This is a genomic window from Streptomyces xantholiticus (genome assembly GCF_014651015.1).
Classification (GTDB): Bacteria; Actinomycetota; Actinomycetes; order Streptomycetales; family Streptomycetaceae; genus Streptomyces; species Streptomyces xantholiticus.
In genome coordinates this window covers 77,676-103,992 of record NZ_BMWB01000006.1, presented here as the reverse complement: position 1 = coordinate 103,992, position 26,317 = coordinate 77,676, and the positions used below count along the sequence as shown (strand labels likewise).

At 70.8% G+C, this 26,317-nt stretch carries 20 protein-coding genes and 1 pseudogene; 11 read left to right on the top strand and 10 right to left on the bottom strand.

Translation table 11 applies throughout. The features are described 5' to 3' along the window. Positions 1–5: 5 nt before the first annotated feature. Positions 6–1,538, top strand: a complete 1,533-nt coding sequence (locus tag IE198_RS12510) for a phytoene desaturase family protein (RefSeq protein ID WP_189885811.1) — start codon at positions 6–8, stop codon at positions 1,536–1,538. Between the two features lie 46 nt (positions 1,539–1,584). On the opposite strand, the gene IE198_RS12505 is transcribed toward IE198_RS12510, so the two are convergent. After that, positions 1,585–3,411, bottom strand: coding sequence for a serine hydrolase domain-containing protein (locus tag IE198_RS12505; protein WP_189885809.1), 1,827 nt, complete (start codon positions 3,409–3,411; stop codon positions 1,585–1,587). A 160-nt stretch (positions 3,412–3,571) separates the two neighbouring features. Between IE198_RS12505 and IE198_RS12500 the strand changes: the two genes are divergently transcribed. From IE198_RS12500 to IE198_RS12490, 3 genes are all read left to right on the top strand, one after another. Then, positions 3,572–4,681: a nitronate monooxygenase gene (locus tag IE198_RS12500; RefSeq protein WP_189885807.1), complete on the top strand. Its 1,110-nt coding sequence runs from the start codon at positions 3,572–3,574 to the stop codon at positions 4,679–4,681. Next, positions 4,678–6,237, top strand: a complete 1,560-nt coding sequence (locus tag IE198_RS12495; protein ID WP_189885805.1) for an acyl-CoA synthetase — start codon at positions 4,678–4,680, stop codon at positions 6,235–6,237. Before IE198_RS12500 ends, IE198_RS12495 begins: the two co-directional genes overlap by 4 nt. 117 nt (positions 6,238–6,354) lie before the next feature. Beyond that, on the top strand, positions 6,355–7,464 hold the full coding sequence (locus IE198_RS12490) for a calcium:cation antiporter (protein ID WP_189885803.1): 1,110 nt from the start codon (positions 6,355–6,357) through the stop codon (positions 7,462–7,464). 57 nt (positions 7,465–7,521) lie between these two features. Here IE198_RS12490 and IE198_RS12485 read toward each other — a convergent pair whose 3' ends face one another. After that, complete coding sequence (locus tag IE198_RS12485; RefSeq protein ID WP_373299852.1) at positions 7,522–9,903, bottom strand: penicillin acylase family protein; 2,382 nt, start codon at positions 9,901–9,903, stop codon at positions 7,522–7,524. A gap of 143 nt (positions 9,904–10,046) precedes the next feature. Between IE198_RS12485 and IE198_RS12480 the strand changes: the two genes are divergently transcribed. Both IE198_RS12480 and IE198_RS12475 read left to right on the top strand, forming a co-directional pair. Further along, positions 10,047–11,576 (top strand): acyl-CoA synthetase, encoded by a 1,530-nt coding sequence (locus IE198_RS12480; RefSeq protein WP_189885798.1) that lies wholly within the window; start codon positions 10,047–10,049, stop codon positions 11,574–11,576. A 202-nt stretch (positions 11,577–11,778) separates the two neighbouring features. Further along, positions 11,779–11,931 carry a hypothetical protein gene (locus tag IE198_RS12475; RefSeq protein WP_229833864.1) on the top strand — a complete coding sequence of 51 codons (153 nt, stop codon included), beginning with the start codon at positions 11,779–11,781 and terminating at the stop codon, positions 11,929–11,931. Between the two features lie 345 nt (positions 11,932–12,276). On the opposite strand, the pseudogene IE198_RS12470 reads toward IE198_RS12475, so the two are convergent. From IE198_RS12470 to IE198_RS12460, 3 genes and pseudogenes are all read right to left on the bottom strand, one after another. Then, positions 12,277–12,429, bottom strand: a pseudogene (locus IE198_RS12470) (IS5/IS1182 family transposase); the annotation flags it as partial. A 330-nt stretch (positions 12,430–12,759) separates the two neighbouring features. After that, the gene (locus IE198_RS12465; RefSeq protein ID WP_189885796.1) at positions 12,760–13,821 is read right to left on the bottom strand and encodes a CU044_5270 family protein; all 1,062 of its coding nucleotides are present in this window, start codon (positions 13,819–13,821) and stop codon (positions 12,760–12,762) included. Beyond that, positions 13,818–14,465: an RNA polymerase sigma factor gene (locus IE198_RS12460; RefSeq protein ID WP_189885794.1), complete on the bottom strand. Its 648-nt coding sequence runs from the start codon at positions 14,463–14,465 to the stop codon at positions 13,818–13,820. Before IE198_RS12460 ends, IE198_RS12465 begins: the two co-directional genes overlap by 4 nt. Before the next feature lie 327 nt (positions 14,466–14,792). Between IE198_RS12460 and IE198_RS12455 the strand changes: the two genes are divergently transcribed. Next, the gene (locus IE198_RS12455) at positions 14,793–15,617 is read left to right on the top strand and encodes an IS5 family transposase (RefSeq protein WP_189885792.1); all 825 of its coding nucleotides are present in this window, start codon (positions 14,793–14,795) and stop codon (positions 15,615–15,617) included. A gap of 28 nt (positions 15,618–15,645) precedes the next feature. Here IE198_RS12455 and IE198_RS12450 read toward each other — a convergent pair whose 3' ends face one another. Together IE198_RS12450 and IE198_RS12445 are read right to left on the bottom strand one after the other, a co-directional pair. Further along, complete coding sequence (locus IE198_RS12450) at positions 15,646–16,086, bottom strand: VOC family protein (RefSeq protein ID WP_189885790.1); 441 nt, start codon at positions 16,084–16,086, stop codon at positions 15,646–15,648. Positions 16,087–16,673: 587 nt separating this feature from the next. Further along, a complete protein-coding gene (locus IE198_RS12445) occupies positions 16,674–17,390 on the bottom strand; it encodes a TetR/AcrR family transcriptional regulator (protein ID WP_189885788.1) in 717 nt (238 codons plus the stop codon). Between the two features lie 172 nt (positions 17,391–17,562). Here IE198_RS12445 and IE198_RS12440 point away from each other — a divergent pair, with 172 nt between their 5' ends. Next, positions 17,563–19,191 carry a CocE/NonD family hydrolase gene (locus IE198_RS12440; RefSeq protein ID WP_229833894.1) on the top strand — a complete coding sequence of 543 codons (1,629 nt, stop codon included), beginning with the start codon at positions 17,563–17,565 and terminating at the stop codon, positions 19,189–19,191. A 210-nt stretch (positions 19,192–19,401) separates the two neighbouring features. Next, positions 19,402–20,055: a hypothetical protein gene (locus IE198_RS12435; RefSeq protein ID WP_189885784.1), complete on the top strand. Its 654-nt coding sequence runs from the start codon at positions 19,402–19,404 to the stop codon at positions 20,053–20,055. 391 nt (positions 20,056–20,446) lie between these two features. Here IE198_RS12435 and IE198_RS12430 read toward each other — a convergent pair whose 3' ends face one another. From IE198_RS12430 to IE198_RS12420, 3 genes are read right to left on the bottom strand one after another with little or no spacing between them, the layout of a single operon-like run. Continuing rightward, complete coding sequence (locus tag IE198_RS12430) at positions 20,447–20,671, bottom strand: hypothetical protein (protein ID WP_189885782.1); 225 nt, start codon at positions 20,669–20,671, stop codon at positions 20,447–20,449. Then, a complete protein-coding gene (locus tag IE198_RS12425) occupies positions 20,668–20,994 on the bottom strand; it encodes a hypothetical protein (protein ID WP_229833863.1) in 327 nt (108 codons plus the stop codon). Before IE198_RS12425 ends, IE198_RS12430 begins: the two co-directional genes overlap by 4 nt. A 12-nt stretch (positions 20,995–21,006) precedes the next feature. After that, complete coding sequence (locus IE198_RS12420; protein ID WP_189885780.1) at positions 21,007–21,345, bottom strand: DUF6233 domain-containing protein; 339 nt, start codon at positions 21,343–21,345, stop codon at positions 21,007–21,009. An 821-nt stretch (positions 21,346–22,166) separates the two neighbouring features. Here IE198_RS12420 and IE198_RS12415 point away from each other — a divergent pair. Continuing rightward, entirely contained in the window at positions 22,167–22,352 is a 186-nt protein-coding gene (locus tag IE198_RS12415; RefSeq protein WP_189885778.1) for a hypothetical protein, read from the top strand. A 116-nt stretch (positions 22,353–22,468) separates the two neighbouring features. Then, positions 22,469–26,233 (top strand): hypothetical protein, encoded by a 3,765-nt coding sequence (locus IE198_RS12410; RefSeq protein ID WP_189885776.1) that lies wholly within the window; start codon positions 22,469–22,471, stop codon positions 26,231–26,233. Positions 26,234–26,317: the final 84 nt, after the last annotated feature.

Here is a 26,317-nt window from a genome sequence, read left to right as displayed (position 1 = left end):
CGGCCATGCCCGCACACGCCTCGTACGACGCCGTGATCGTGGGCGGCGGCCACAACGGCCTGGTCGCCGCCGCCTACCTGGCCCGCGCCGGACGCTCCGTCCTGCTGCTGGAGCGCCGGGCGAACACCGGTGGCGCGGCCGTCTCGACGCGGCCGTTCCCCGGTGTCGACGCCCGGCTGTCCCAGTTCTCGTACCTCGTCTCGCTGCTGCCCGACAAGATCGTGCGCGACCTGGAGCTGGACTTCGCCGTACGCAAACGAACCGTCTCCTCCTACACGCCGAAGGGCGGTGGCGGACTCCTCGTCGCCGCCGGCCGCACCCGGGGGTCGTTCGCGGACATCACCGGCGGCGACCGGGAGTACGCGGCGTGGCAGGAGTTCTACGGGATCACCGGCAAGGTCGCCCGACGGGTGTTCCCGACGCTGACCGAGCCGCTGCCCACCCGGGACGCGCTGCGGGCCCTGGTCGACGACGAGCAGGCCTGGCGGATGCTGTTCGAGGAGCCGATCGGCGCCGCGATCGAGAAGCGGTTCGGTCACGACCTCGTGCGCGGCGTGGTGCTCACCGACGCGCTGATCGGCACCTTCGCCGACGCCCACGATCCGTCGCTGGTGCAGAACCGCTGCTTCCTCTACCACGTCATCGGCGGCGGCACCGGCGACTGGGACGTGCCGATCGGCGGCATGGGCGCGCTCACCGACGCGCTGGCCGCCGCTGCCCGGAAAGCCGGCGCGGAGTTCGGCGTCGAACACGAGGCCATCGGTATCGAGACCGACGGCGAGCGGGCCGAGGTCGCCTTCCGCACCCCGGCGGGTGAGGGGACGGTCGCCGCTCACCGGGTTTTGGTGAACGCATCACCGCAGAGCTTGGCCGAACTCCTCGGCGAACCGGTGCCCGAGGCCGCTGAGGGCGCACAGTTGAAGGTGAACATGCTGCTGCGCCGGCTGCCCCGGCTGCGCGACGCCTCCGTCGACCCGAAGGACGCGTTCTCGGGCACGTTCCACGTCTCGGAGGGCTATGAGCAGCTGGCCACCGCCTACCAGGAGGCCGCCTCCGGCCGGCTGCCGAGCTCCCCGCCGTCCGAGATCTACTGCCATTCGCTGACCGATCCCTCCATCCTGTCGCCCGAGCTCGTCGGCCAGGGCTGCCAGACCCTGACGCTCTTCGGACTCCACACTCCGGCCCGGCTGTTCGCCGGCGACAACGAAGGCGCGCGCACGGAGCTGCTGGCGGCGACGCTCGCCGAACTCGACTCGTACCTCGAGGAGCCGATTGCCGACTGCCTCGCTCTCGACGCGAACGGCGACCCGTGCATCGAGGCGAAGACACCGCTCGACCTGGAGCGGGAACTGCGGCTGCCCGGCGGGCACATCTTCCACCGCGATCTCTCCTGGCCTTACGCCTTGGAGGGCGGCGGGCGCTGGGGCGTGGAGACGCCGCACGCCAACGTGCTGCTGTGCGGCGCGGGTGCGGTACGTGGCGGCGGGGTGAGCGGGGTGCCCGGCCACAACGCCGCGATGGCGGCCCTGGGCCGGTGACACCGAAACCTCCCGTGCGACATGACCGGCCGACAACGGCAGGCTGTCAGTCCGATGAGGCGGTCCAGCCCAGGGCCTCGATCAGGGCGGCGTCCGCGGGCCGTGACTCGTCGAACACCGGCCGGCCGTTCTCGTCCTCGACGCGGATCGCGTCGACGTAGGCTCCCCGGCCCACGTAGAGCCGGTCGGTCGCGTAACGCCAGCGCAGCCGTACCGGCGTGCCGCGCCATGCGGTCAGGTCGGCGGTGAGCCGGTGCCAGATCCGACCTGACCAGCCGGTGGCCGAGCCGGCCGGGTGGGGCTCCTCCGCGCCGCCCTTGCGGGCCGCCGTGAAGGCGACCGGCCTCCAGGACGCCCCGTCGTCCTGCGACGCCTCCAGGAACAGCGCGTCGGAGCCGGGCTCGGTGTCCCACCACAGGGAGCACCGCAGCCGCGGTCTGCCGGAGGCGAGGGTGAGCGCGGGCAGCGTGAGGGTCGCCTCGGTGGAGCCGGCCATGCCGGAGAACCAGGCGGTGCGGCCGTGCTCGGGGCGGACCGGGACGGCCCTCGCCATGTTGTTGGCGGCGGCCACGCGCGGCGCGCTCCCGGAGCGCCAGCTGCGCACCGGGTGCACGGAGTTGCCCAGCACGATCAGGAACGAGTCGGTGGTCGGGTCGAGCACGAGGCTCGTCCCGGTGAACCCGGTGTGCCCGGCGGTCCGCGGTGTGGCCATCGCGCCCATGTACCAGTGCTGGTTGAGCTCGAAGCCGAGGCCGTGCCCGTCGCCCGGGAAGTCCGTGTTGAAGTCGGAGAACATCAGGTCGACGAAGGCCGGGTCCAGGATGCGCGAGCGGCCGTAGACGCCGCCGTTGAGGAGCGTACGGGCGAGTATCGCAAGGTCCCAGGCGCAGGAGAAGACCCCGGCGTGGCCGGCCACGCCGCCGAAGCTGTACGCGTTCTCGTCGTGGACCTCGCCCCACACCAGGCCGCGGTCGAGACCGGACCAGGGGAGCCGCGCGTCCTCGGTGGCGGCGATCTGCGGCCTCCAGGAGGCGGGCGGGTTGAACCGCGTGCGGTGCATCCCGAGCGGAGCGGTGATCTCGTCGTGGAGCAGCTGATCCAGAGGACGACCGGTGATCTTCTCCAGGACGAGCTGCAGGGAGATCAGATTCAGGTCGGAGTAGAGATACGCCGTGCCGGGCGGGTTCGCCGGCGCCTCGTCCCACAGTCGCTGCAGCCTGGCTTCCTGTGTCGGCTCGCGGAACAGCGGGATCCAGGACCGGAAACCGGAGGTGTGCGTCAGCAGTTGACGCACCGTGATGCCCTGCTTGCCGGCCCGCGCGAACCCGGGCAGGTAGGAGGCGACCGGTTCCTCCAGTTCGAGTGCGCCCCGCTCGATCTGCTGGACCGCGAGGATCGATGTGAACAGCTTGGAGACCGAGGCCAGGTCGAAGACCGTGTCCTTCGCCATGGGGATCTGCTGCTCGGCCGGGAGTTCGACGGCGGTGTCGGTCTTCTCGTCGTACGCCGAGTAGCGCAGCGCCTTGCCGATCGCCCGGTGCAGCGCGACCGTACCGCCCCGTCCGGCGAGCAGCACCGCCCCCGCGTACCACGGGTGCTTGGGCGAGGGAGCGAGGAACTTCTCGGCGTCCGCGACCAGTTGGTCGAGATGTCCGGCGAGCAGACCCGCCCGCTGCGCAGTGCCCCGCCGCAGCGTCGGCCGGCCGCTGCCCGTATCTGCTCCCGCCCCCGCGCCGCCCGCGCCCGGGCCGTCCGGCATCCCGGCAGCTGCCGCGAAGGGGACCGGTGCGAGGGCGAGCGTGCCGCCCAGCGCCACCATCCCGCCACCCAGCCGCCGCCTGCTGACCCCTCTGCCCGCCGAGTCGTCGGTCATGCGGAACCCTCTCTGCGCGTCTTTGAAAGTATCTTTCGGATCTCCCGCGACACGTGAAACTTTCTTGCCGCCCCGAGGGTCTGTCAACCACCCCAAAAAATCTGACGCAGCATCAGAAAATGTCTTCCCTCGTCCGGCCCCCTGCGGCATCCTGCCGCCCATGGAGACGGAGCTGAGCAGACAACTGGGGATCGAGCACGCCATCTTCGGCTTCACACCGTTCCCAGCGGTGGCCGCCGCCCTCAGCCGCGCGGGTGGCCTCGGTGTGCTCGGCGCCGTCCGCTACACCGCCCCCGAGGACCTGAAGCGCGACCTCGACTGGATGCAGGACCACACCGACGGCATGCCCTACGGCCTCGATGTCGTCATGCCCGCCAAGAAGGTCGAGGGCGTGACCGAGGCCGACGTCGAGGCGATGATCCCCGAAGGCCACCGCCGGTTCGTGGCCGACACCCTCGCCCGGCACGGCGTCCCCGACCTCGCCGAGGGAGAAGCCTCCGGATGGCGCATCACCGGCTGGATGGAAGAGGTCGCCCGCAACCAGCTCGACGTCGCCTTCGGCTATCCCGTCAAGCTTCTCGCCAACGCCCTCGGCCCTCCTCCCGCCGACGTCGTCGCACGCGCCCACGACCAAGGGATCCTCGTCGCCGCCCTCGCAGGCAGTGCCAAGCACGCCCGCCGCCACGCCGAGGCCGGGATCGACGTCGTCGTCGCCCAGGGATACGAGGCCGGCGGCCACACCGGGGAGATCGCCTCCATGGTGCTGACGCCCGAAGTCGTCGACGCGGTCGCCCCCGTGCCCGTCCTCGCGGCCGGCGGCATCGGCAGCGGCGAACAGATCGCGGCCGCACTCGCCCTCGGCGCCCAGGGCGTCTGGCTGGGCTCCCTGTGGCTCACCGCCACGGAGGCGTCACTCGGATCCCACGCCCTCACCGAGAAGCTGCTCGCCGCCGGGTCAGGCGACACCGTCCGCTCCCGTGCCCTCACCGGCAAACCCGCCCGCCAGCTGCGCACCGCCTGGACCGACGCCTGGGACGACCCGGCCGGGCCCGGCACCCTGCCCATGCCGCTGCAGGGGCTGCTCGTCGCGGAGGCAGTCTCCCGCATCCAGCGGTACGAGGTCGGGCCGCTGCTCGGTACCCCGGTCGGCCAGATCGTCGGACGGATGAACTGCGAGCGCAGCGTGCGAGAGGTCTTCGACGACCTGACCCGCGGCTTCGAACGCGCCGTGGACCGCATCAACCGCATCGCCGGAAGGAGCGCGCCATGACCGGTTCACCCGCACCCCTGAACGGCTTCTGGTCCCAGGCCGCGGCCGACCCCGGGCGCACCGTGCTCACCGACCCCGCGGGCGAACGGTGGACGGCCGGGGAGCTGCACGCCGCCGCCAACCGGCTGGTGCGCGGGCTGCGGGCCGCCGGCCTGGAGCGCGGGGACTGCTTCGCCGTCGTCCTGCCCAACTGCACCGAACTCGTCACCGCCTATCTCGCCGCCGCCCAGGCCGGGTTCTACCTCGTCCCGGTCAACCACCATCTCGTCGGATCCGAGATCGCGTGGATCGTGTCCGACTCCGGCGCCAAGGTGCTCGTCGCGCACGAGCGGTTCGCCGGCCCGGCGGGCCACGCGGCCGACGAGGCGCAGCTGCCCCGCAGCCACCGGTACGCGGTCGGCGACGCGGCCGGTTTCCGTCCCTACGACGAACTCCTCGACGGGCAGCCGCCCACCCCGCCCGAAGGGCGCACGCTCGGCTGGGTCATGAACTACACCTCGGGCACCACCGGCCGGCCGCGTGGCATCCGGCGCCCGCTGCCCGGGAAAGCACCCGAGGAGACCCACCTCGGCGGCTTCCTCGGCATCTTCGGCATCCGGCCCCACGACGGCAACGTCCACCTCGTCTGCTCGCCGCTCTACCACACGGCCGTGCTGCAGTTCGCCGCCGCCGCCCTGCACATCGGCCATCCGCTGGTCCTGATGGACAAGTGGACGCCGAAGGAGATGCTCCGCCTCATCGACGCCCACCGGTGCACCCACACCCACATGGTCCCCACCCAGTTCCACCGCCTGCTCGCCCTGCCCGACGAGGTGAAGAAGCGCTACGACGTCAGCTCGATGCGGCACGCCGTCCACGGCGCCGCCCCGTGCCCCGACCACGTCAAACGAGCCATGATCGACTGGTGGGGCAGCTGTGTGGAGGAGTACTACGCGGCGAGCGAGGGCGGCGGCGCCTTCGCGACCGCCGGCGAGTGGCTGAAGAAGCCCGGCACGGTCGGCAAGGCGTGGCCCATCAGCGAGCTCGCCGTCTTCGACGACGACGGCAACCGGCTCCCGGCGGGCGAACTCGGCACCGTCTACATGCGGATGACGACCGGCGGCTTCAGTTACCACAAGGACGAGACCAAGACACGGAAGAACCGCATCGGTGACTTCTTCACCGTCGGCGACCTCGGCCACCTCGACGAGGACGGCTACCTCTTCCTCCGCGACCGCAGGATCGACATGATCATCTCGGGCGGGGTCAACATCTACCCCGCCGAGATCGAGGCCGCGCTGCTCACCCACCCGGCCGTCGCCGACGCCGCCGCCTTCGGCATCCCGCACGCGGAGTGGGGCGAGGAGGTCAAGGCCGTGGTGGAACCGGCCGAGGGCCACACCGCCGACGACACACTCGCCACAGCGATCCTCGCCCACTGCGAACGGCACCTGGCCGGCTACAAACGCCCCAAGTCGGTGGACTTCGTCGCCTCCATGCCCCGTGACCCCAACGGCAAGCTCTACAAGCGGCGGCTGCGCGAGCCGTACTGGGAGGGCCGCGACCGGGCCGTGTGACGCCGCCGCCGCGTGCGGTGCCCCGCTGCGACCGCGGCGCCGTACGTCGCGGCGACGGCAGGCGGAGCAGGGCGGCTCGTCGCGCGGCAGCCGCCCGGCGCTGGCAGCCTCGCACCCATGAGCGCGGTGAACCTCACGTCCTTCCTGAGTCGGTGGACCGTCTGGGCGCCGCTGGCCGCGGTGATCGCCCTGGTCCTGAGCTGGGGCCGCGACCTGCCGCTCTTCGCGGTCGTCCTCGTCGCCTTCTGCCTGGCGGGCGCCGTCCTCGCCGCGGTCCACCACGCCGAGGTGGTGGCGCACCGGGTGGGGGAGCCGTTCGGCTCGCTGGTGCTCGCCGTCGCCGTCACCGTCATCGAAGTGGCGCTCATCGTCACCCTGATGGTCGACGGCGGTCCCAAGTCCGCCTCCCTCGCCAGGGACACCGTCTTCGCCGCGGTGATGATCACGTGCAACGGGATCGTCGGCCTGTCCCTGCTGGTCGCCGCGCTGCGCCACCATGTCGCCGTCTTCAACGCCGAAGGCGCCGGCGCCGCGCTCGCCACCGTCGCGACGCTCGCCACCCTCAGCCTGGTGCTGCCGACCTTCACCACCAGCCGACCCGGTCCCGAGTTCTCCGCCCCCCAGCTGACGTTCGCCGCCGTCGCCTCGCTGGGTCTGTACGTGCTGTTCGTCGCCGTGCAGACGGTACGGCACCGCGATTACTTCGTGTCCGTCACACACGACGGCGAACCGAAGAACGGGTCCGACGACGAGCACGCCGAGCCGCCCGGCAGATCGGCCGCACTGTTCAGCCTCCTGCTGCTCCTCGTCGCGCTGGTGGCCGTGGTGGGCGACGCCAAGGCGGTGTCGCCCACCATCGAGTCGGGCGTGGAGTCGGCGGGCCTGCCGCACGCCGTCGTGGGCGTCGCCATCGCCCTGCTCGTACTGCTGCCCGAGACCCTCGCCGCCGTACGGGCCGCGCGCCGCGAGCGGGTCCAGACGAGCCTGAACCTGGCCCTGGGGTCCGCGATGGCCAGCATCGGGCTGACGATCCCGGTGATCGCGCTGGCCACCGTCTGGCTGGAGGGGCCGCTGCTGCTCGGACTGGGCGCCACGCACATGGTGCTGCTCGCGCTCACCGTCGTCGTCGCCGCCCTGACCGTCGTGCCGGGACGGGCCACGCTGCTCCAGGGCGGAGTGCACCTGGCGATCCTCGCGGCGTACATCTTCCTCGCCGTGAGTCCGTGAGTCCGTGAGTCCCTGGGCCGTCAGCCCGTCAGCCCGTCAGCCCGTCCCCACGTACGACTACCGCCGCTCGCGCACCCGCACCACCTCCAGCTCCGGCGAGCGCATGATGTCCCGCTCACAGAACCGCGACGTCACCCACTCCCCGTCGGAGAACAGCGCCGTCTGGTCCCGGTAGTGCGGCGAGGCCGGGTTCGACGACTGCGAGTACGTCAGCACCGTGCGCGCCACCGGACACCGGCCGCCGTCCCAGCCGATCGCCTGGACATGACTCGAACCGTGGGCGACCTCCGTGTAGCCGCCGCCCGGCGCGTCCCACACCGCCTCGATCTTGTTCCAGACGCCGAGGGCCTCCGTGCCGCCGTGGACCGGATGGCGCTTGCCGTCCCGTACGACGAACTGGTGCTCACCGAGCGGCGCGTCCAGTGCGATCCCGGCCGCACGCAGATTGACCACCGCACCCCTGAGTGCCGCGGCGAAGGCGGGAGAGCCGGTGTTCAGCGTGTGCGGCGTGGCGACCGGATCGGTCGCGGAGAACGGCACCTTCCACAGCTGCGCCGCGGGCACCGACGCCGTCAGCGCCCGCCAGAACCGGTCGAACAGCAGCGCGCCCCGGCTGCCGGTGCCCATGGACGCGTCCCAGCGCTCCAGCACACCGCACGCCTCCGCCAGGTCCTCGGCCGACAGCTCCTTGCAGGCGCGTACCGTGTCGGCCACCGCAAGATCCGCCGCCGGCACCCGGTTCGCGAACTGCTGCCGCTGCAGATCACCGACCGTCAGCCGCCCCTGGTCGGCCATGTCCGCGACGTCCTCGATCGCGCCGCGCGTCCGCAGCGAACGAGGCGTGCCGACGGTGCCGAAGACCCGCTCGTAACCGGTCAGCGGCGTATCCGCGTTGCTCAGCCACGCGCTGTCGTTGGAGTTCTCCGCGTACGCCGCGTCCTTCAGCACAGGCATCCGCGACGGCCCGAAGATGCCCGGCTGCACGGCGTCCCGGTCCCGGCCGAGGTCGCAGTCGCTGCGTGAACCGTCCAGCACCGCCACACCGGAGGCCGGATACGTCACCCGGCCGAGCGGGGTCGAGCAGCGCTGAGCGAGATCGTCTGTGATGCGCGGCAGCACCTGTGACTGGGTGAAGAGGCTGTGGCCGGTGGAGTCCGCGGCGATCGTGTTCACCCACGGCAGCCCCTGTGTGCGCCGCAGGCCCTCGAGCATGTCGTCCGTGGAACGCGCCTTGCCGAAGGCGAGCGCCGTGTCCGAGGCGCGCAGATTCCCGGCGTTGGGGTCGTTGAGCGCATACGCGATCGACCTCGACCACGGCAGGGGCAGTGACGCGCCGAGCGAGGTGACGACCGGGCCGTACCGCGTCCAGTACTGCGTACGAGTGAACGGAGCGCCGTCCTTCACGGGAACGGTGACGGTGCGTTCCTTCATCCGCTCTTGCCTGCCGTCCACCAGGTACACGGTCGGGTCGTGCGGGTCGAGGGTCAGCTGATGCAGATTCAGCGTGACGCCGGTCGCGACGGTGTGGCTCCACGCCACCTTGTCGTTGAAGCCGATGTTGACCACGGGCGTGCCGAGCAGGGACGCACCGGAGACGTTCAGCTCGCCGGGGATCGTCTGCTGGGACTGCCAGAAGCGGCGGCCGCCGTGCCAGGGGTAGTGCGGGTTGCCGAGCAGCAGCCCGCGTCCGTTCGCGGTCACCTTCCCGCTGAACGCGACGGCGTTGGACCCCATGTCGGCGTTCTCCGCCCCGAACAGCTCGCGCGCCGCCTTCGCCGTCTTATCCGCGTCGGGCGGCGCGACGGGCGCCGTACCGGGTGGCTGCGCCGCCGTGATGCCGTCGATGCCGCGGCCCTGACCGCCGAGCACGGAGACGGCGAACCCTCGGCGGGCGACGTCCAGCGTCGTCACCGGTCCGACCCAGTCGGCGTCCCGGCAGGCCGGATCGGTGATGCGGTTCTGCTTCAACCAGGCGTTGTAACCGGCGGCCCAGCCGCGCATCAGCTCCTTCACCTCCCGGCCGGGGCCGGCCGGTGCGGGCGTGGCGAGCAGCCTCTCGACCGTGTGGGAATCACGTGTCCCGCGGAAGTAGAGGTCGCTGGAGAGGTTGGTCCTCGCAGAGGAGAGAGACCCGTCGGGCGCGGCGTTGGGACCGAAGTGGCGCGAACGCTCGCCGCGTACGGTCACGAAACCGTCGGCCAGCACGCACACCTGGTCGGCCGCCTGGGCCCAGCCGGTGCCGAAACCGAGGTGCGCGTAGTCCTTTGCCACGATGTGCGGAATACCGTGCTCGGTGTAGCGGATCACGGCGGACAGACCCCCACCGGAGGGGTGCCGGCCGATGCCGTGCGCGGCTGCCGGTGGGGTCAGGGCGGTGGCGGCGGTCACAAGCGCGACACCGGTGAGAGCGAGCCGCCCGAAGCGGGTGCGGAAGAGCAACGTGCCTCCCAACAAGGCTGCGTAGCATACTGGTTGGTATATGCAGTCAGCCCGTGCCTTTGCTGTCAACATGCCGTTGCGTGTTCGAGGTGACGCCATGACGAGGACTTGACCCCGCCCCCGCCCCCGCACAGGATCACGGCATGACAGGCGCACACAGCAGCACGGTGGACTCCCTCGTACGCCGCAGTGCCCGGCGCGGACCGGGCCGCACCGCCGTCCGCTACGACGACCGGTCCTGGACCTACGCGGAACTCGACGCCGCCGTCACCACGGCGGCCGCCGTCCTGGCCGCCCGCGGCCTGTGCCAGGGCGACCGGGTCGCCGCCTACGGCCACAACTCCGACGCCTACCTGATCGCCTTCCTCGCCTGCGCACGGGCCGGTCTCGTCCATGTCCCGGTCAACCAGAACCTGACCGGTGACGACCTCGCCTACATCTTCGACCAGTCGGGCAGCACACTCGTCCTCGCCGACCCCGCCCTCGCACCTCGCCTCCCGGCCGGGCAGCGGGTACTGGCCCTGCGCGACGCGGACGACTCACTGCTGGCCGAACTGGCCCGACCGCGGCCGTTCACCCCCGAGCGCGAGCCCCAGGCCGAGGACCTGGTCCAGCTGCTCTACACCTCCGGCACCACCGCCCTGCCCAAGGGCGCGATGATGACCCACCGCGCGCTCGTCCACGAGTACGTCAGCGCCATCACCGCCCTCGACCTCGCCATCGGCGACCGGCCCGTCCACTCGCTGCCGCTCTACCACTCGGCCCAGATGCATGTGTTCCTGCTGCCGTACCTCGCGGTCGGCGCGGAGAACACCATCCTCGCCGCGCCCGAGGCCGACCGGATCTTCGACCTCGTCGAAGCCGGCCTGGCCGACAGCCTGTTCGCCCCGCCCACCGTGTGGATCGGCCTGTCCAACCACCCTGACTTCGCCACCCGCGACCTCGGCGGCCTGCGCAAGGCGTACTACGGTGCGTCGATCATGCCCGTGCCGGTGCTGGAACGGCTGCGCGCACGGCTGCCCGCACTGGGTTTCTACAACTGCTTCGGCCAGTCGGAGATCGGCCCGCTCGCCACCGTCCTCGGCCCCGACGAGCACGAGGGCCGGATGGAGTCCTGCGGCCGTCCCGTCCTCTTCGTCGAGGCGAAGGTCGTCGACGAGGACGGCAAGGAGGTCCCGGACGGCACCGCCGGCGAGGTCGTCTACCGCTCACCGCAGCTGTGCGAGGGCTACTGGGACAAGCCGGAGGAGACCCAAGAGGCCTTCCGTGACGGCTGGTTCCACTCCGGCGACCTCGCCGTGCGCGACAGCGAAGGGTACTTCACGGTAGTCGACCGGGTGAAGGACGTCATCAACTCCGGCGGCGTACTGGTCGCTTCCCGCCAGGTCGAGGACGCCCTCTACACCCACCCGTCCGTCGCGGAGGCCGCTGTGATCGGCCTGCCCGACGAGCGCTGGATCGAGGCCGTCACGGCGGTGGTGGTGCCACGCGAGGAGGTGACGGAGGCCGAACTGATCGCGCACGCCCGCGAGAAGCTCGCCCACTTCAAGGCCCCCAAGCGGGTCCTCTTCGTGGACACCCTCCCCCGCAACGCCAGCGGCAAGATCCTCAAGCGCGAACTCCGCGACCGCTTCGGCGACCTCGGCTCCGGGACTGGTGGGCCCGCATGCTGAGGTGTCGCGTATTCCAGCTTGGACGGGCCTTGTTGGTCACTGTGGGTGGCGAGGCCCGTGTTCGTGGTCCGTCCTTGGGCGGACAGGTTTGCCGTGATGTGTCCAAGGCGCTTCCGGAGGGGGCACCGGTGGACGTTGTCGCGATCATGGAAGCGCTGGCTGAACAGGGCATAACCGTGCTGTTCAAGCTGATGCCGAGCGGATGGCAGAGAGGCGGAAGCCCTGGACGTTCGTGGCCAGTGGCGCCCCTGTGCGTGACGACATCCTCGTACGTACCGATGCTGCGTCGGTGGAGCAGTGCCTCGAAGCCTGCCTGCCCCGCCTGCGTGAACTGGGCTTCTCTTTTCCCGAGTGACGAGGCATGCCGGCTGGAGTGGAGCGGCAACTCACCGCGTGTGGTCGCCGGGGGCGTAAGCAGGACGCCGCTGTCCATCAGCAGGTCACGCAGGTGAGCGACGGTTCGCCAGGGTGCTTCCTGGTGCAGTCCGTCGTGGGTGAGCGGGATGGTGCCGGTGGCCAGGCCCCGCAGGAGACGGACGACGTTGGGGTTGCGGAGCCAGATCAGGCGGCTCTTGGGTCAGGCCAGGCGGATCGTCTCGGGCCGGCAGCCCCTGGCTGATCGGGCGGTTCAGAACCTCGACGATCTCGTTCGGCTGCATGGTTCGGATTCTCCTTAGAGCTCGCACATATAGGCGTGGGGTCATGGTCGCCGGGTGGAGCGGTCGTGCCAGCGGTGGGTAGGCCAGGCGCGGCGGATAGGGCTACGCACGGTGATGATGGCGTCAGCGATGTCAAAGAAGGCGTTGATGACGCTGGTCTGGCATTCGTAGCATCGGGCGAGCCGGTGGAAAGAACCGCACGCTTGAAGTGGCGGGGACTAGAAACGGAGCATCGGCCACCGCGCCAGTCCCCGACTCTACTTACGCGGGGCGCCGGTGGTGGCCGTTCACTGAGCGGTTCGGGGTACGAGCAGGCCGCCCACGACTCGGCGGGCGGCCTGCTTCCCTCGTGGCGTTGTGCTGCCTGCCGTCAGCTCCGGCCGGCTGTGCGGCGCCTGCGTGTGATGGACACTGCGCCAGTGCCGACCAGCCGCGACCGCGAGACCGACACCCGCAACGGCGGGAGTGCTGCTCGATGTGATCGCGTGGCACCATATGCACTGCCTAGAGGGGCGATCGCGTTCTCACGCGCGGGTGCCTTGCGCGCCGGGGCGCTGCTTCTGGGCGTCGACGACGGTCCGCTCCAGCACGGCGGTGGATTCGAGGACCGTGCCGGGCTTGATGCCGTCGGCCTGCTTGACCTGGACAGCGCGGCTGCCGAGATAGGCGTACGTTTTGGGGTCGAAGATCCACTCGGTGCGGTCGCCCCTCTGCTGGTCGACCCGGGCCAGGGCGATGCCCTCGCGTCCCGCGGCGTCCTTGGCATGGTCCACCACGACAACCCCGGGGATCTTGGCCGCGGCCCGGTACAGCGCCGCGTTCAGCTTCGCCGGTGCGAGCTGCTCCCTGAGCAGGTCGCCGACAGTGGTGAATGCCTGCTGGTCCGGGGAGTTCCCCTGGCCCTTGGTCTCCTTGTAGATCTTCTTCAGCAGGGCGTCCGGGTCGGTGGGCAGCGTCTTGAGGTAGTCGTAGGAAGGGGCGTTCAAGCTGTTCTCGACGTCGCTGTTGAGGGTGATGCCGCCCTTGGGCTTGTAGCCGGGCTCGTCCAGCCAGCCCTGCTTGCCGTCGGGGGAATTCCAGACCTCACGGATATGCAGGGGCTGGACCCAGGCCTTGGACTCGTCTGCGTCGGTGTGCGAGACGACGAGGTAGGAGACCTTGCTCTTGATGTAGATGTACTGGCCCGGGCCGGGTTCGGGCGTCTTGCGGGCCGAGGCGGCAGCGGCGATGCGCTCGACGGTGGAGGCGAGCTGGGCGGTGCTGCCGGGCTCGATGCGGACGACCGGCGCCTCGACCGGGGCCGGGGTGGCCGCGGCAGGGCCGCTGCCCCAACCGGTCAGCGCGGTGAAGGCGAATGCGCCGGCCAGGGCGGCGGCGGTGACCGGGACACCGATCAGCAGGACACGGCGTGCCGCGCGGCGGGACGGCGCAGGGGCGGGTGCAGTGTGCTGGATCTCGTTCATCAGGTGCTCCTCGAGAAGCAAGTGACGGTCGAGCGACAGGTGCGGGTCTCCGGGCGCCGGCAGCAAACGGGCCAGCTCCGCGTGGTCCAGCGACTCCTCACGCCGAGACTTCTTGCGGATCATTCGGACCTCTCCTCGTACGACTCATGTGACCGGGCCGCAGAAGTGCGGCCGCCCTGTACTTGTCCGTTGCGCGGTAGCGGTTCCCTGCGTTTCCTCAGTTCTTCGTCGGCCAGCTTGCTCAGCCGGCTGCGGGCGCGGGACAGGCGGGAGCGCACGGTGCCGACCGGGACGCCGAGCACGGCCGCCGCCTCGGCGTAGCTGAGCCCGGACCACACACAGAGTGTGAAGACCTCGCGCTCGCTCCGGCGCAGCTTCTTCAGCACCCGCTGGGCGGCAGCCAGTTGGTCGGCATCGGCTATGCGGCCGACGAGTTCGTCGGCGAAGTCCGGGACCGTTTCCTTGGCCGGCAGGCGCTCCAGGGCCCGCTGGTGGCGGCGCGCAGCGCGGGTGGTGTTGCGCAGTACGTTCACGGCGATGCCCATCAGCCAGGGGCGCGGGCTGTCGCCCTCGTCCCGCAGCTTGACGCGCAGCCGCCACGCCTCCAAGAAGGTCAGCGAGACGATGTCCTCGGCGAGGGTCCAGTTCCCGGTCACACGCACCGCGTGCCGGTGGACCAGTCGGGCGTGGTCACGGAAGAGCTCGCGGAACGCCTCGGGGTCGCCTGCCCGTATCCGGGTGTGCAATGAGTAGTCCACGTCCAGCATTGTCCAAGCGGCAGGGCAGGTTCCCGTGGCGTGCGTCACACGGTCAGGAAGACATGGGGCTCCGCGGCCGGCTCGCGCATCGCGTTCACCGTCTCCGGGAGCTGAGCGACATCTCGAGCAGCAGCCAGTACTGGGCGGCACGGTAGTTGAGCAGCAGGGCAGATGGCGTTGTCAGGTTGAGTGGAGGTCTTGTCTGTCAATCGGCTCGAACTGTGGAGATCTTCTAGGAACTCGCGTAGGTAAGCGCGTTGGGGTACCTCGGTAGCAGAACAGAGACACGACCTGGTGATCATGGAGTTGCGACGCTCTGTGATCACCAGGAGACCTGTGCCTACCCTGCCGTCATGGCTGACTGAACCCCTCTGGGACCCCTTCACGGCACTGCTGCCGCAGCGGCCGGTCTACGATCCGGCCCACCCGCTTGGCTGCCACCGCCCGCGGATCAGCGACCGGATCGTCTTCGACAAGCTGCTCCAACTCCTGCGCTTCGGCTGCTCCTATCAGGCAATCGCCGACACGACGTGCTCGGCCACCACGATCCGCAACCGCCGCGACGAATGGATCCGGCTCGGCATCTTCACCCAGTTCCAGCGCATCGCCCTGGAGTCCTACGACCGCATCGTAGGTCTCGTCCTGGACCAGATTGCCATCGACGGGTCGATCACCAAAGCACCCGGAGGCGGAGAAGCCACCGGACGCTCACTGGTCGACCGCGGCAAACAAGGGCTCAAACGCTCAGGAATGACGGACGGTTACGGAATTCCACTCGGCCGCGTACTGGCCGGAGCGAACTGCCACGACTCTCCCCTGCTTGTCCCCACCCTGGACCTGCTGCACGACGACATCACCGTGCACCTGGACTCGGGCTACGACTCGGGCAAGACCCGTACCATCCTCGACCAACGCGGGCTGAAAGGCCGGATCGCGCACAAAGGCGAAAAGGCCCCGATCCAGGCCACCCAGCGCTGGCACATAGAGCGCACGCACGCCCGGCAGAACGCCTTCCACCGGCTCGCGCGATGCTACGAACGCCGGGCCAGTGTCATCAACGCCTTCTTTGACTTGGCTGACGCCATCATCACCGTGCGTAGCCTTATCCGCCGAGCCTGGCCTACCCACCGCTGGCACGACCGCTCCACCCGGCGACCATGACCCCACGCCTATCTGTGCGAGCTCTTACTCATCGCAGTTGCTCGGCCAGTCCGACGATGATGCCCTCCGGGCCGCGGATGTAGCAGAGCAGATGGCTGTCCTCGAACCGGGCGATCTCGCCGACGAGTTCGGCGCCGTGAGGGCGCAGGCGGGCAACGGTGTCCTCGATGTCGTCGACGGCGAACATGACGCGGTGCGTGCCCAGAATGTTGTGCGGCCGGTTGCGCGGCCCGGCGCTGATCACCGCGGGGCTGCGGTACTTCGCCAGCTCGAGCCGGCTGTGACCGTCCGGGGTCCGGACCATCGCGATGTCACAGCGGACGCCGTCGAGTCCGGTGCACTGGTCGGCGAAGAGGCCCTCGACCTGCGCCCTGCCCTCCAGCTCCATACCGAGTTCCACGAAGAACGCGATGGCGGCATCCATGTCCTCGACGACGATGCCGACGTTGTCCATCCGCTGAATGGCCATGCTGGTTTCCCTTCTTCCTCGTGCGGCCGGTGGTGGCCGCTGATGTCCCTGGGACGGAGCCGATGGCACGTTCTCGACATCCTCGGACCGCCGAACTCCGAAAAATCTGGATCGCGCCTCAGCACCGCTACAGCAGACCCGCGACCCAGGCGCCACCATCGAGGGTGAGTGCGGCGCAGGTGCCGCGGTGAAGGCCTCCTGCGCGGCGAGCTGTTGGTGGTCCCTGTCATGCGCCAGTTGTGGAGTGCCTGGATAACGTGCGGCTGCACGTTGCTCCCTTCCGCCAGCGGCGCGCGGCCACCAGCTGGCCGTCAGAGAGACATGATGTGAGCCATGGGCGCACCCTGAATGCTCCGGAAGCCTTGCGTCCGCTGAAGGGTACCGACCGGTCAGCTGGCTGCAGGCACGGTGACCTGATCGCATGACCCGTCCAGCGGGAACCAGCAATATTCAGCCCTGTCCTGTGGCCCACGACTATCAGCCGCCGGCGGTAATCGCGCTGCAAGCCAGGCCAAATAGCTCAAGCACTTTTTCCCGTGGTCTGCAAGGCAACCTTGAGAACGGGCACGGTGAAAGGCGGAGCGAGCTCAGCCGGTGTCCAGGCCGTCGATCAGGCGGTTGAGGAACCGGGTGAAGGTGGCTTCGGGGGTGAGGGGGCGCCCGGGAGCGGAGAGGACTTCGGCGAGTTCCGGGTGGCGGCCGTCCGCGGCGACAGCGGCGAGGTAGCGGGCTTCGACTGCGGCTCGGTCGGGGGCCTGCGAGGCTGCGGCCTGCGCAATCTCATGGGCGACGTGTCCGGCCACGAATGCTGTGAGTTGGGCGAAGATCTCCAGCTTCGCCGTACCGTCCAGTCCGGTGGGCCGCAGGGCGGCGAGCGCGTGTTCCAGGAAGGCCAGGGTGTTGGGTCCAGGGACGCGGCGGGTGGACAGGGCGGCGGGCAGCCAGGGGTGTCGCAGCATGAGGGCGCGCTGAAGGTGAGCGATGACCTTCAGGTCGGCGCGCCAGTCGCCGGTGAGCGTGTTTGCGGTCGGCAGTTCGCCGCTGACGTGGTCGACCATCAGGTTCAGCAACGTCTCCTTGTCGGGGGCGTAGCTGTAGAGCGACATGACGCCGGCTCCGACCCGTGCGGCGACTTTCCGCATGGTGACCGCCTCGAGCCCCTCGGTGTCCGCAAGGGTGACGGCCGCCGCGGTGATCGCCTCTCGGCTGTAGGCAGGCCTGCGACCTCTGCGGGGCTGGACAGGGGTCAGCCAGAGTTGCTGAGGGTCGACGCCCGGGGCGCCGGCTCCTCCGTCACGGGGCATGGTCCAACTCCTTCCTGATCGGCAGCCCTTGCGGGCCTCAGTCAAGCATGCTCTATTCTCGTACATCGTACGGAAATGTAGGAGGGGAACGATGACATCACGCACACACGGTCCAGTGCCGAGGCCGACCTGGGCACCGCCTGCCGGGAAACCGCCACTTGCCTCACGGATGATGAGGGCGACGTGGCGCCGTCTCCCGGCCAAACTGCACGATGTCGGGTGGGAGCCGGGGCTGGTGGTACCGGCCGCCGATGGCAGCCCGCTGATTACGGACCACTACTTCCCGCGCGCAGAGGGTGACTTCCCGACCCTCCTGGTCCGCTCGCCATACGGCCGAGGCATTCCGTGGTCCCCCATGTACGGCCTGCTCTTCGCCGAACAGGGCTTTCACGTGGTCCTGCAGAGCTGCCGCGGCACCGGCGGCTCGGGGGGCGCGTTCGACTTGTGGCGCAACGAGGCTGCCGACGGCCGGGCCACGGTGTCCTGGCTGCGCGAGCAGCCCTGGTTCAACGGAACACTCGGGACCGTCGGCCCCAGTTATCTGGGCTACGCGCAGTGGGCCCTCGCCATTGACCCACCGCCAGAACTGAAGGCAATGGTGGTGCAGGTGGGCCTGCATGACCCCTACGCCCTGTTCCACGCGCACGGTGCGCTACGGCTGGAGACCGCCCTCGCCGTCGGCGTAGGTATGACCTACCAGCACCAGGGCGTGGCACCGTTCCTGAGGGCAGCACTGCGCCTGCAACGACGCCTGCGTGATGTCACCGCCGCGCAGCCGCTGCGCGGGGCGTACGCGTCGGCCCTCGGGGGCGAAGTGCCCTGGCTCGACGATGTGATGACACACCCGGACGCCAAGGACGCGTACTGGCGCGGCGCGTCCCTGGCCAAGGTGGCGGAACGACTCGGCGTGCCCACGAGTCTGATAACCGGATGGCATGACGCGCTGGTCGACCAGACCTTCGAGCAGTACGACCGGCTGCGTCAGGCTGGATGCGAGACCGCCCTGCTTGTCGGCCCCTGGACCCACACCTCCGCCCTGCAACAGGGATGGCCCGAGGTGTTCGCCGAGAGCCTCGCCTGGCTGCGCGCTCACCTGTACGCCGACCCCTCCGGCCTGCGTCCCACAAGGGTGCGCATGCACATCGGCGGCGAAGGCGCCTGGCGGGACCTCGACGACTGGCCGCCGACCACGGCCGTCAGCCCGTGGTTTCCCACCGCGCAGGGACATCTCACCCAGCAGGCTCCCACGGGCTGCGCACCATTGACGTCCTTCTGCTACGACCCGGGCGACCCCACCCCGTCCCTCGGCGGCCCTCTGCTCTCCCGCACCGCCGGTCCTCGCGACAACAGCAGCCTGGAGGCTCGGGAAGACGTACTGACGTTTACCGGCCCCCCGCTGACCGAGCCCGTGGACATCCTCGGGCCGGTCTCGGCGCGGTTGAGTATCTCCACGGACACCGGTCATGCCGACGTCTTCACCCGCCTGTGCGACGTGGACACACAAGGCCGCTCCGTCAACATCTGTGACGGGCTGGGCCGACTGCGGACGAACGGGCAGGAGCCGTCGCAGGTCACCGTGCCGATGAGCTCAACGGCCCACAGATTTGCGGTCGGTCACCGCATGCGCTGGCAGATCAGCGGAGGCGCCCATCCGCGCTACGCCCGCAATCCCGGCAACGGGGAGTCGCCGGTGGACGCCACCACCTTCACACCGGTGCGCATCACGCTCCACACGGACTCGGCGCTGATGCTTGCGATGCATGCCCACAGTTCCGGGCTCAGCCCTGCGGGGAACGGCTGACCAGCCGGACCCGACGGCCCGGCTCACTCCTCGGCGCCGTCTTCGTCGTCGGCCGTCGCTCCCACCGGGGACGACGTGCGGCTTCACCACGCGTGTGATGCGCTTGATGGAGTGGACGATCCGAGGTACCACCCCGGCCCGATCCTTGGCGGGCCTTTCCCACAGCGGTCTCCGCGCAGGAGCGGAGACGGGCTGTGACAAGGAGGAGCCATGTCCGACACGACGAAATCGGAACGGCACCTGAGCGGCCTGCGGAACGCTCGCTATGGCGAGGTCCTGCTCATCTCGCCGGGCGAGGACGGTCGTCTCAAGGCAGCCGTCTACAACACCTTCGGTCTCAACGACTGTCCACCAGAGCGGTGGAACGCGCTCGATCCCCGTGCGCTGGCCGAGCAGTTCAAGGTGCCGATGGTGTTCCTGAACGGGCCCCGCTTCTGGACGATCGACGAGGTCACGGCATTCGACTGGGGGGACACCGCGATGTTCGACGGCCTGGAGGCCCGCTGCGTGGCCGAAGTCCGCATCCCCGCGGAGATCGACCTCACCGGGGCGACGGCCAAGAAGTTCTACGTCGACTCCACGGTGAAACGGGACACCGAGTACGTTCTGTCCAGCGGCAAACCGGTGCACGCGCTGCTCGCCCCGGGCGACCGCACATATGTCCTGCAGGCGTACTCCCACACCGTGGACGACGGCCAGACGATGGACTCCCTGGCCACGCTCGGCCAGCGGCTGCGACTCCCGCAAGGCTGGCAGTATCGGGTCCATACCCCGGAGGACGACCTTGTCATGCGGACGGTCGGGGGAGATGCCCACGTCGTGCAGGACGAACTGGAGAACACCTACATGCTCCTCGCCCACTGAGTCGTGGCCCGGCGGCAGACGCTGCGATCCCTGAGGTCAGGCGCGCAGGCGGTAGTTGGTGCCGCAGGTCGGCGCACCCGCCCCCGTGGCCTGAGCGCCACCGGGGGCAGTTCGGGAGCGAGCAGTCGGCCGCCGTCGTAGCCCTTACGTCACCGAGCGGGACACCTCCATCCGGTCCCACTGCCCTGCCGCCGCACTCCGGGACCATCGCAGACAAACGATCACTACGTGGGACACGGTCCTCATGCTGCCAGGAGCGGGCGTTCGTGCTTTCCGGCCGGCATCTTCCGCTGTGGCTTGATCCGGTGCATGCTGTGCGCACCCCATCCGCGGCTACGTCAGGGCGGGGCGGCCGTCCCTCCCGGCTCCCCACGGGAGGGTCGACGCCTGTCTACGCGGCGTCCCACTGGTGTGCCCGGCCGCCGCGCCACTCGACCCACGTCGGATCGTCGATGACGCGGTCCGGATCGAGGATTCCCGCGGCCTCGAGAAAAACGACCAGGTCGTGATCGGAGTAGGCGGTCCCGAGGATCTCGTCCCGGCCCTGGGCGTGCACGGTCACCCGGCGGCCGCCCGACGGGGATGGCCGGTGCACGACGATCGGCGCCTCGCTCACTCATCCATCGTGCGCGCCGCGCCGCAGGCCGGCACGCCGGCCGCCCGGCCGCAGCGCCACTTCACCCACGCCGGGTCGCCGATGATCGGGTCCGGGGCCGGAAGCCCCGCTGCCTCGAGGAACACCATCAGGTCGTGATCCGAGCAGGCGGAGCCGAACGCGAAGACGACGGTTGCTGCGACAACCTCCGGGTCCGGTCGCTCCCGAAAGTCGACGTCCGCGCGTGCCACGGCTCGCGGCTCGAGGTTGAAGAACCCGGCGAGGATGCACCGCTCTGGTCGCCGGACGTCTGCCGATTGCCGCCGCCGGTCCACAGCGATCACGCCGCGCATGTCCTAGTCCAAGATCCCCAGCTCGGTGTCGGGCCGGCAGTGCGAGCACGCCTCCACACCGGCCGCGATCGCCCGAGCGGCGACGTCCCGTGCGACCGGTTTCACCCGCTTCCCGGCCATGTGGCAGCCGCCGACATGCACGTACACGGCGCCGCTTCCGCTGCCGATACCGGTTTCCAGCACCCAGTCCGGCGTCGACGGCCGGTGCACCGCGCCGTGAGCCTTCTCCTGCTCCCGCCGCTCGGCAGTCGTGATCGCCTCCCGTACCAGCTCGAGCAGCAGGCGCAGGTACGTCTCGATCACACGCAGGCGAGGCAGGTCGGGCGGCAAGAGTTCGGACACATGTTCGATTCTATGCCGCGTAGCCCATGATGGTGTCAGTGGGGCGCGGGGTCCCTCGGCCCGTGGCCGTGCTGCGGCACAGTGTGGTGTCACCCTGGCTCCCCACCCGTGTGGCATCGTCGGCTTTCTGCGGCGGTTGATCGCAGGCGACCTCGATGCCTGTCCCGCGAGTGACAGCACCCTCGGGCTCACGACCCCGTCCCTCACGGCCGCCGCGATCCCCTGGGCCGCGGCCGCCCGCTGCTCGCCGGTCGCCTCGGCGCGGACGGCCAGTGCGTCAGGGCGGCCCTTGCTGACCAGGGCAAAAGCGCCCGGTTCATTGCCGCCGAGCTCGGCGTCGGCAAGGGCATCGAGCGCCACGATCTCGAAGCCCTGCGCCGGAGAGTGCCACCCGGGACCGGGTGCACGCCGATGCGCCGCTACCGGCGACCGGCGCACCCGATGGCTCGCGTCTCGAGCTCCATTGGACGACCAGCCGCCAGGAGCTCGACACCATGACCCGCACTCGCACAACCGCCTGGGAAACCGTCGCTGCCGCGGTGAGCGTCCTCGCCGGGATCTGCGTAACGCGTGGGCCGCAGGCCTCGTGCCGGTCGGCGTCGCGCCCGCCATCACCGACTGCTCCGTCATCCCGCTCCGGCGTACGCGGCGATGAAGCGGCCCCAGGGACCTGGCCGCAGTACTCCCGTCCCGAAGCGGGCGACCGATCATTCGGTCGTTCTGTTTCGGGGCCAGTTATTCAGCCCGTTCCGGCGTCCGTCAAGGCAGGGGAGGAAGGGCTTTCCGCCTGCGCCAGGGGCGTAAGGCAGTTGCCACCGCCGGTGGCCACGGCCGACCCTCGTGGTGGCGGCCCGGCCAGCCACACTCCGCAGGACCGGCTCGCCGCGCCGGCCGGCCGTACACCCGCCGGCCGGCTGGTCAGGATCGACGCCGGCCACCTCGTCCCCGAGAGCAGGCCGCAGGAGTTCTTCGCGGCACTGAAGTCCCGGGGTCTGCAGGGCGGTTGACCTGTTCGACGGGTCCGCGGGGGCGGCCTGGCCAGCGGCTGTCCGAACCCGTTGTCAGTGGTGCGTGCTGAGATGTTCTCCGACGTCCGACACATGATCGAACGGGGGTGGGGCGGATGTCCCGTGCCGATGTGGATGCGGCCGGACTGCGCCGCCACATGGTGGAGTTGCTGACCCACGGCGTGCCCGCCGAGGAACTGGCCGGGGTGCGGGTACGGCTGGGGCTCGCCGAGTCGAAGGCGCCCGAGTCGCCGGCCACGGCTGCGCCGGGGGACGCCGCCGCGGCGGTGCGCGCCGCGCTCACCGACCGGAGAGCTACGGGCCTCGCCCCATTGGTCGATGCCGCTCGCTCGGCCGGCGAGCTGGACGACAGCCTCACCGCCGAGCTGGTGCGGAGCGCGCGCCCCGCCCGCACCCTCGCCCGGCTTCTGCACGGTATTCCGCGGCCCGGAAGCGCGACGGCGTCACTTCTGAGCGAGTTGACGCAGCGCCACCTCGGCGGCGCCCCGGCCCGCTGGCGCGGACTGCACGACGCCCTTGCCACCTCCCGGGAAACGTTGCCGGACCTGCTCGCGGCGTGCCCCGAACCGGCCGACGGCGGGGCGCTGCTGCCGCCGAAGTCCGTCTGCGACACGCTGGCGTTGCTGCTGGAGCAGGCGGCCAAGGAGCACGCGGCTGCCGCGCTGACCGAGCTGCCGGACAGGACGGTGGAGACGCTGCTGGCGGCGGGCTCCCTGCCGGGTGCTTCACTGTCGGCCGCCGTCACTCGGCACGGCGACGGTCGGGCACGGGCCGCGCTCGCCCGCCACCCCCGGATCGACGCACGTGTCCTCAAGGAACTCGTGGCCGTCGACGACACCACGGTGAACGCCGCCGTGTACCGCAACCCGCGCTGCACGCCGTCCCTGCGGCGGACCATCGTCGGCGCACTGCACCGCGTGCCGCTGGACGAAGGGCTGCGCGCGGAACTGCTCTCGGCGACCGGCGAAGGGTCGCGCAGCCGCGCCGCGCCCCTGCTGGGCAGCGGTGATCCGGAGCTGACCGCCCTCGCCCTCGCCTGGGGCGCACGCAAGGTGGCCCAGCGGTACGCCCTGCTGCGCGTCTGGGAGTGCCGGGGCCGCGACGCCGTGCGCGCCGCCCTGGCCGACCCGCTCTTCACCCGGCACGTCCACCCGGACGTCCGGACCGACGTCGGCGCCGCCCTCGGGGAACCGGACGGGGCGGCCCGGCTGCGCGCCGAGGGCGAGCCGTACGAGGTTCCCGCGGCGCTGCCACGGCTGCTGAGCACGAGCCGTGGCACGAGCACCCTGCGCGATCTGCTCAACGAGCCGTACACGCACGACATCCGCGCGCTCGCCGCCGCCAACCGGCGCGCCCCGTTCATGCCGAAGGCGGCGGAGGAGCTGGTCAGGCACGAGGACGCCACGGACGTCGAGCGCGCCGACTTCCGGCTCACGCTGCTCAACGCCCCGTGGCGGGCAGGCGGTCGCATCGCCGGAAACCTCACCCCGCCGTCCCGGCGCCTGGCCGACGAGCAGTTGGACGCCGCGGCCGCGGAGTGGGCGGTCGGCGTGGTGCGGGCGGGACTCCTCGACCCGGCCGAGCTGGTCACCACCGCCCGGCCCGCGGCCCGCGCGCTGCAGGCCGTGCACGCCCTGACGGAGCACGGCCTGGAGGGCGGGCGAGCCCGCGACGGGCTCGCGGCGCTCGTCGAGGACGGGATCGCGGGACGGCCCGGCGCGTGGGCGGTGCTGCTGGAGGTGCTGGCCGAGCATCCCGGCACGCTGTCCGAAGCTGTCCGGGAGTTCGCGAGGACGTCCGGCAGCGGTGCGGCGGCGCGCACGGACCACCGAACCGGCCAGGGAACGGACCACGGAACCGACCGCACAACCGACCGCGAAGCGCACGGTGACGGGGGCCTCGCCACCGACGGCGCACCAACCGGGACGCCCGCCCGGCCCGCGGCACCGTCGAAGCCCGTCGGGCCCTGCGGGCGCTCCGCACTCGGCGCGGTCGACCTCCTGCTGTCGCTCGCACCGTCCGGCACCGCCCCGCTGCCGCAGGACCCGGCGGTCCTGCGGCATCTGACGGCCCACGCCGGGGCGGACGCGCCCGGATGGCAGCACCCGGACTGGCTGTGGAAGGCCTGCATGGACCAGGGGCTGGAGTACGCGGCCCATCGCTGCGCAGCGCCGACCCGCCAGGACGTCCTGTCCTGGATCGAGGAGGAACCGAACACCGAGGCCGTCGCCCGTGTCGCCGAACGGGCGTACCGCAACGGCATCGTGCAGGCAGACGACCTGCTGCGTCACCTACCGGCAGCCTGGCTGCTGCGCCTGCCGTACGGCTGGGAGGACCTGCACTTCCCCGTGGCCTGGAGGCGGGCGCTCGCCGCGTTCCTCGAAAGGGAACTCGGAACGGACGCGGACGCCTGGCTACGGCTCGCCGCGGCCGCACGCGGCGCGGCCGCCGGCCAAAGCGACCACCGCACGGAGGGGGCCGCCGACACGTGGCCCGAGCTGCTGGACCGTTCACGCCAGGACGGCTCGCACGACGCGGACATGTTGAGAGAGCTGTGCGCGGGAGTCGGCACCTCCTCCTTCTCGGCGACCGTCGCACCGCCCACCCCGGAGGCCGCCCTCTCCCTGCTCGCCCGCGGCAACCATCTGTGGCAGTGGCCCCTGGGCACCTTGCTGTGCGCCGCCGCCCCCCCGGTTCTTGCCGCGGTGCTGCCTCGCTTCGGCCCGGACGGGCCCTGGATGCTCGCAGCGTTCCTCCTGCGGTCGAAGCCGACGCCCCGCGTACCGTTCGAGCACCTGCTCCAACTGGGCGACCGGCCGGCGCTGCGGGTCCTCTCCGAGCAGTCACGATGGCTCGACGACGAGGCCACCGCCCGACTGCTCGACCTCGCCGACCCCGATGTCGACCTGGCCGTACTGCGGACCACCCACGACGTGGGGCTCTTGCGCCGTATCGTCGCCCGGCCGGGCGACCTGGCACCACGCCTCGTCGCCGAGCTGCGCGCCGACCCGCTCGCCGTCCCGCCGGGCGGCCCCCTGTGGCTGGAGTCCGCGGAACCGGACCTCGTCGAGCTCGTGTTCGCCAGGTCGGGCAGGCGCCTCGATCTGGCACAGCAACTGGTGGGCTGCCTGAACCTGCTCCGTCACGGCGGACCGGAGCGGCTGGCGGCGCTCGCGGAGGGCGGACTGCTGGGGGCGGCCGCGACCCGGCTGTGTCAGAAGGCGCTCGCAGCCGCGGACCCGGCCGCGCCCCTGGCTGCGCGCGCCCGGCGGGAGTTGTCGGCGGAACGGCTGGTGAAACGGCTGCGCCGGGTGAAGGGACACTGGGACACCCGGGCAATCCTCACGAACCGCCCGGGCGCTCTCGACTGGGACGCGCTCGAGGCCGAGCACCGTGCGGAGCCGATCCCCGAATGGGACCAGATCGTCCGGCGTCCTGATGCCCCGCACGACTTCCGGCTGCGGAACGCCGTCCACCTGCCTGTGCCGTCCCTGCGCACCGTGCCACTGGGACGAGAGCTGACCGTGGCCCGAGTGCGGCACGGCATGGCCCCCGTGGGGTCACGCGAGTCGACGGACACCCTGATCGACCATCTGCTGACGACAGGACAGCTGACCGGCCGGGACCTGATACACGAAGCCGCGCCGGCTGCAGTCGTGCTGAGCTGTCTCAACGGTGCCCAGCGCCGTTCCGACGCGCCCGCCGAGGTGCACACGGCCTTGGCGGCGGTCGCCGATCTGGTGCGCGACCGGCTCGGCGACGACGCCGACGCATGGCACCGCGTCTTCGCCCGCCTCACCGAACAGGTGCCGGACAAGGATCCCGTCGTTCCGGTCGCGGCGCTGCTGTCCGCGCCGTGACCGGTGGGCGCCGTGCCGCCGTGTCGCGGGGCAGGTCGCAGCGGTGTGTGCCGTCCGTCGCGTAAGTTGCGGGGCAGTTGTTGA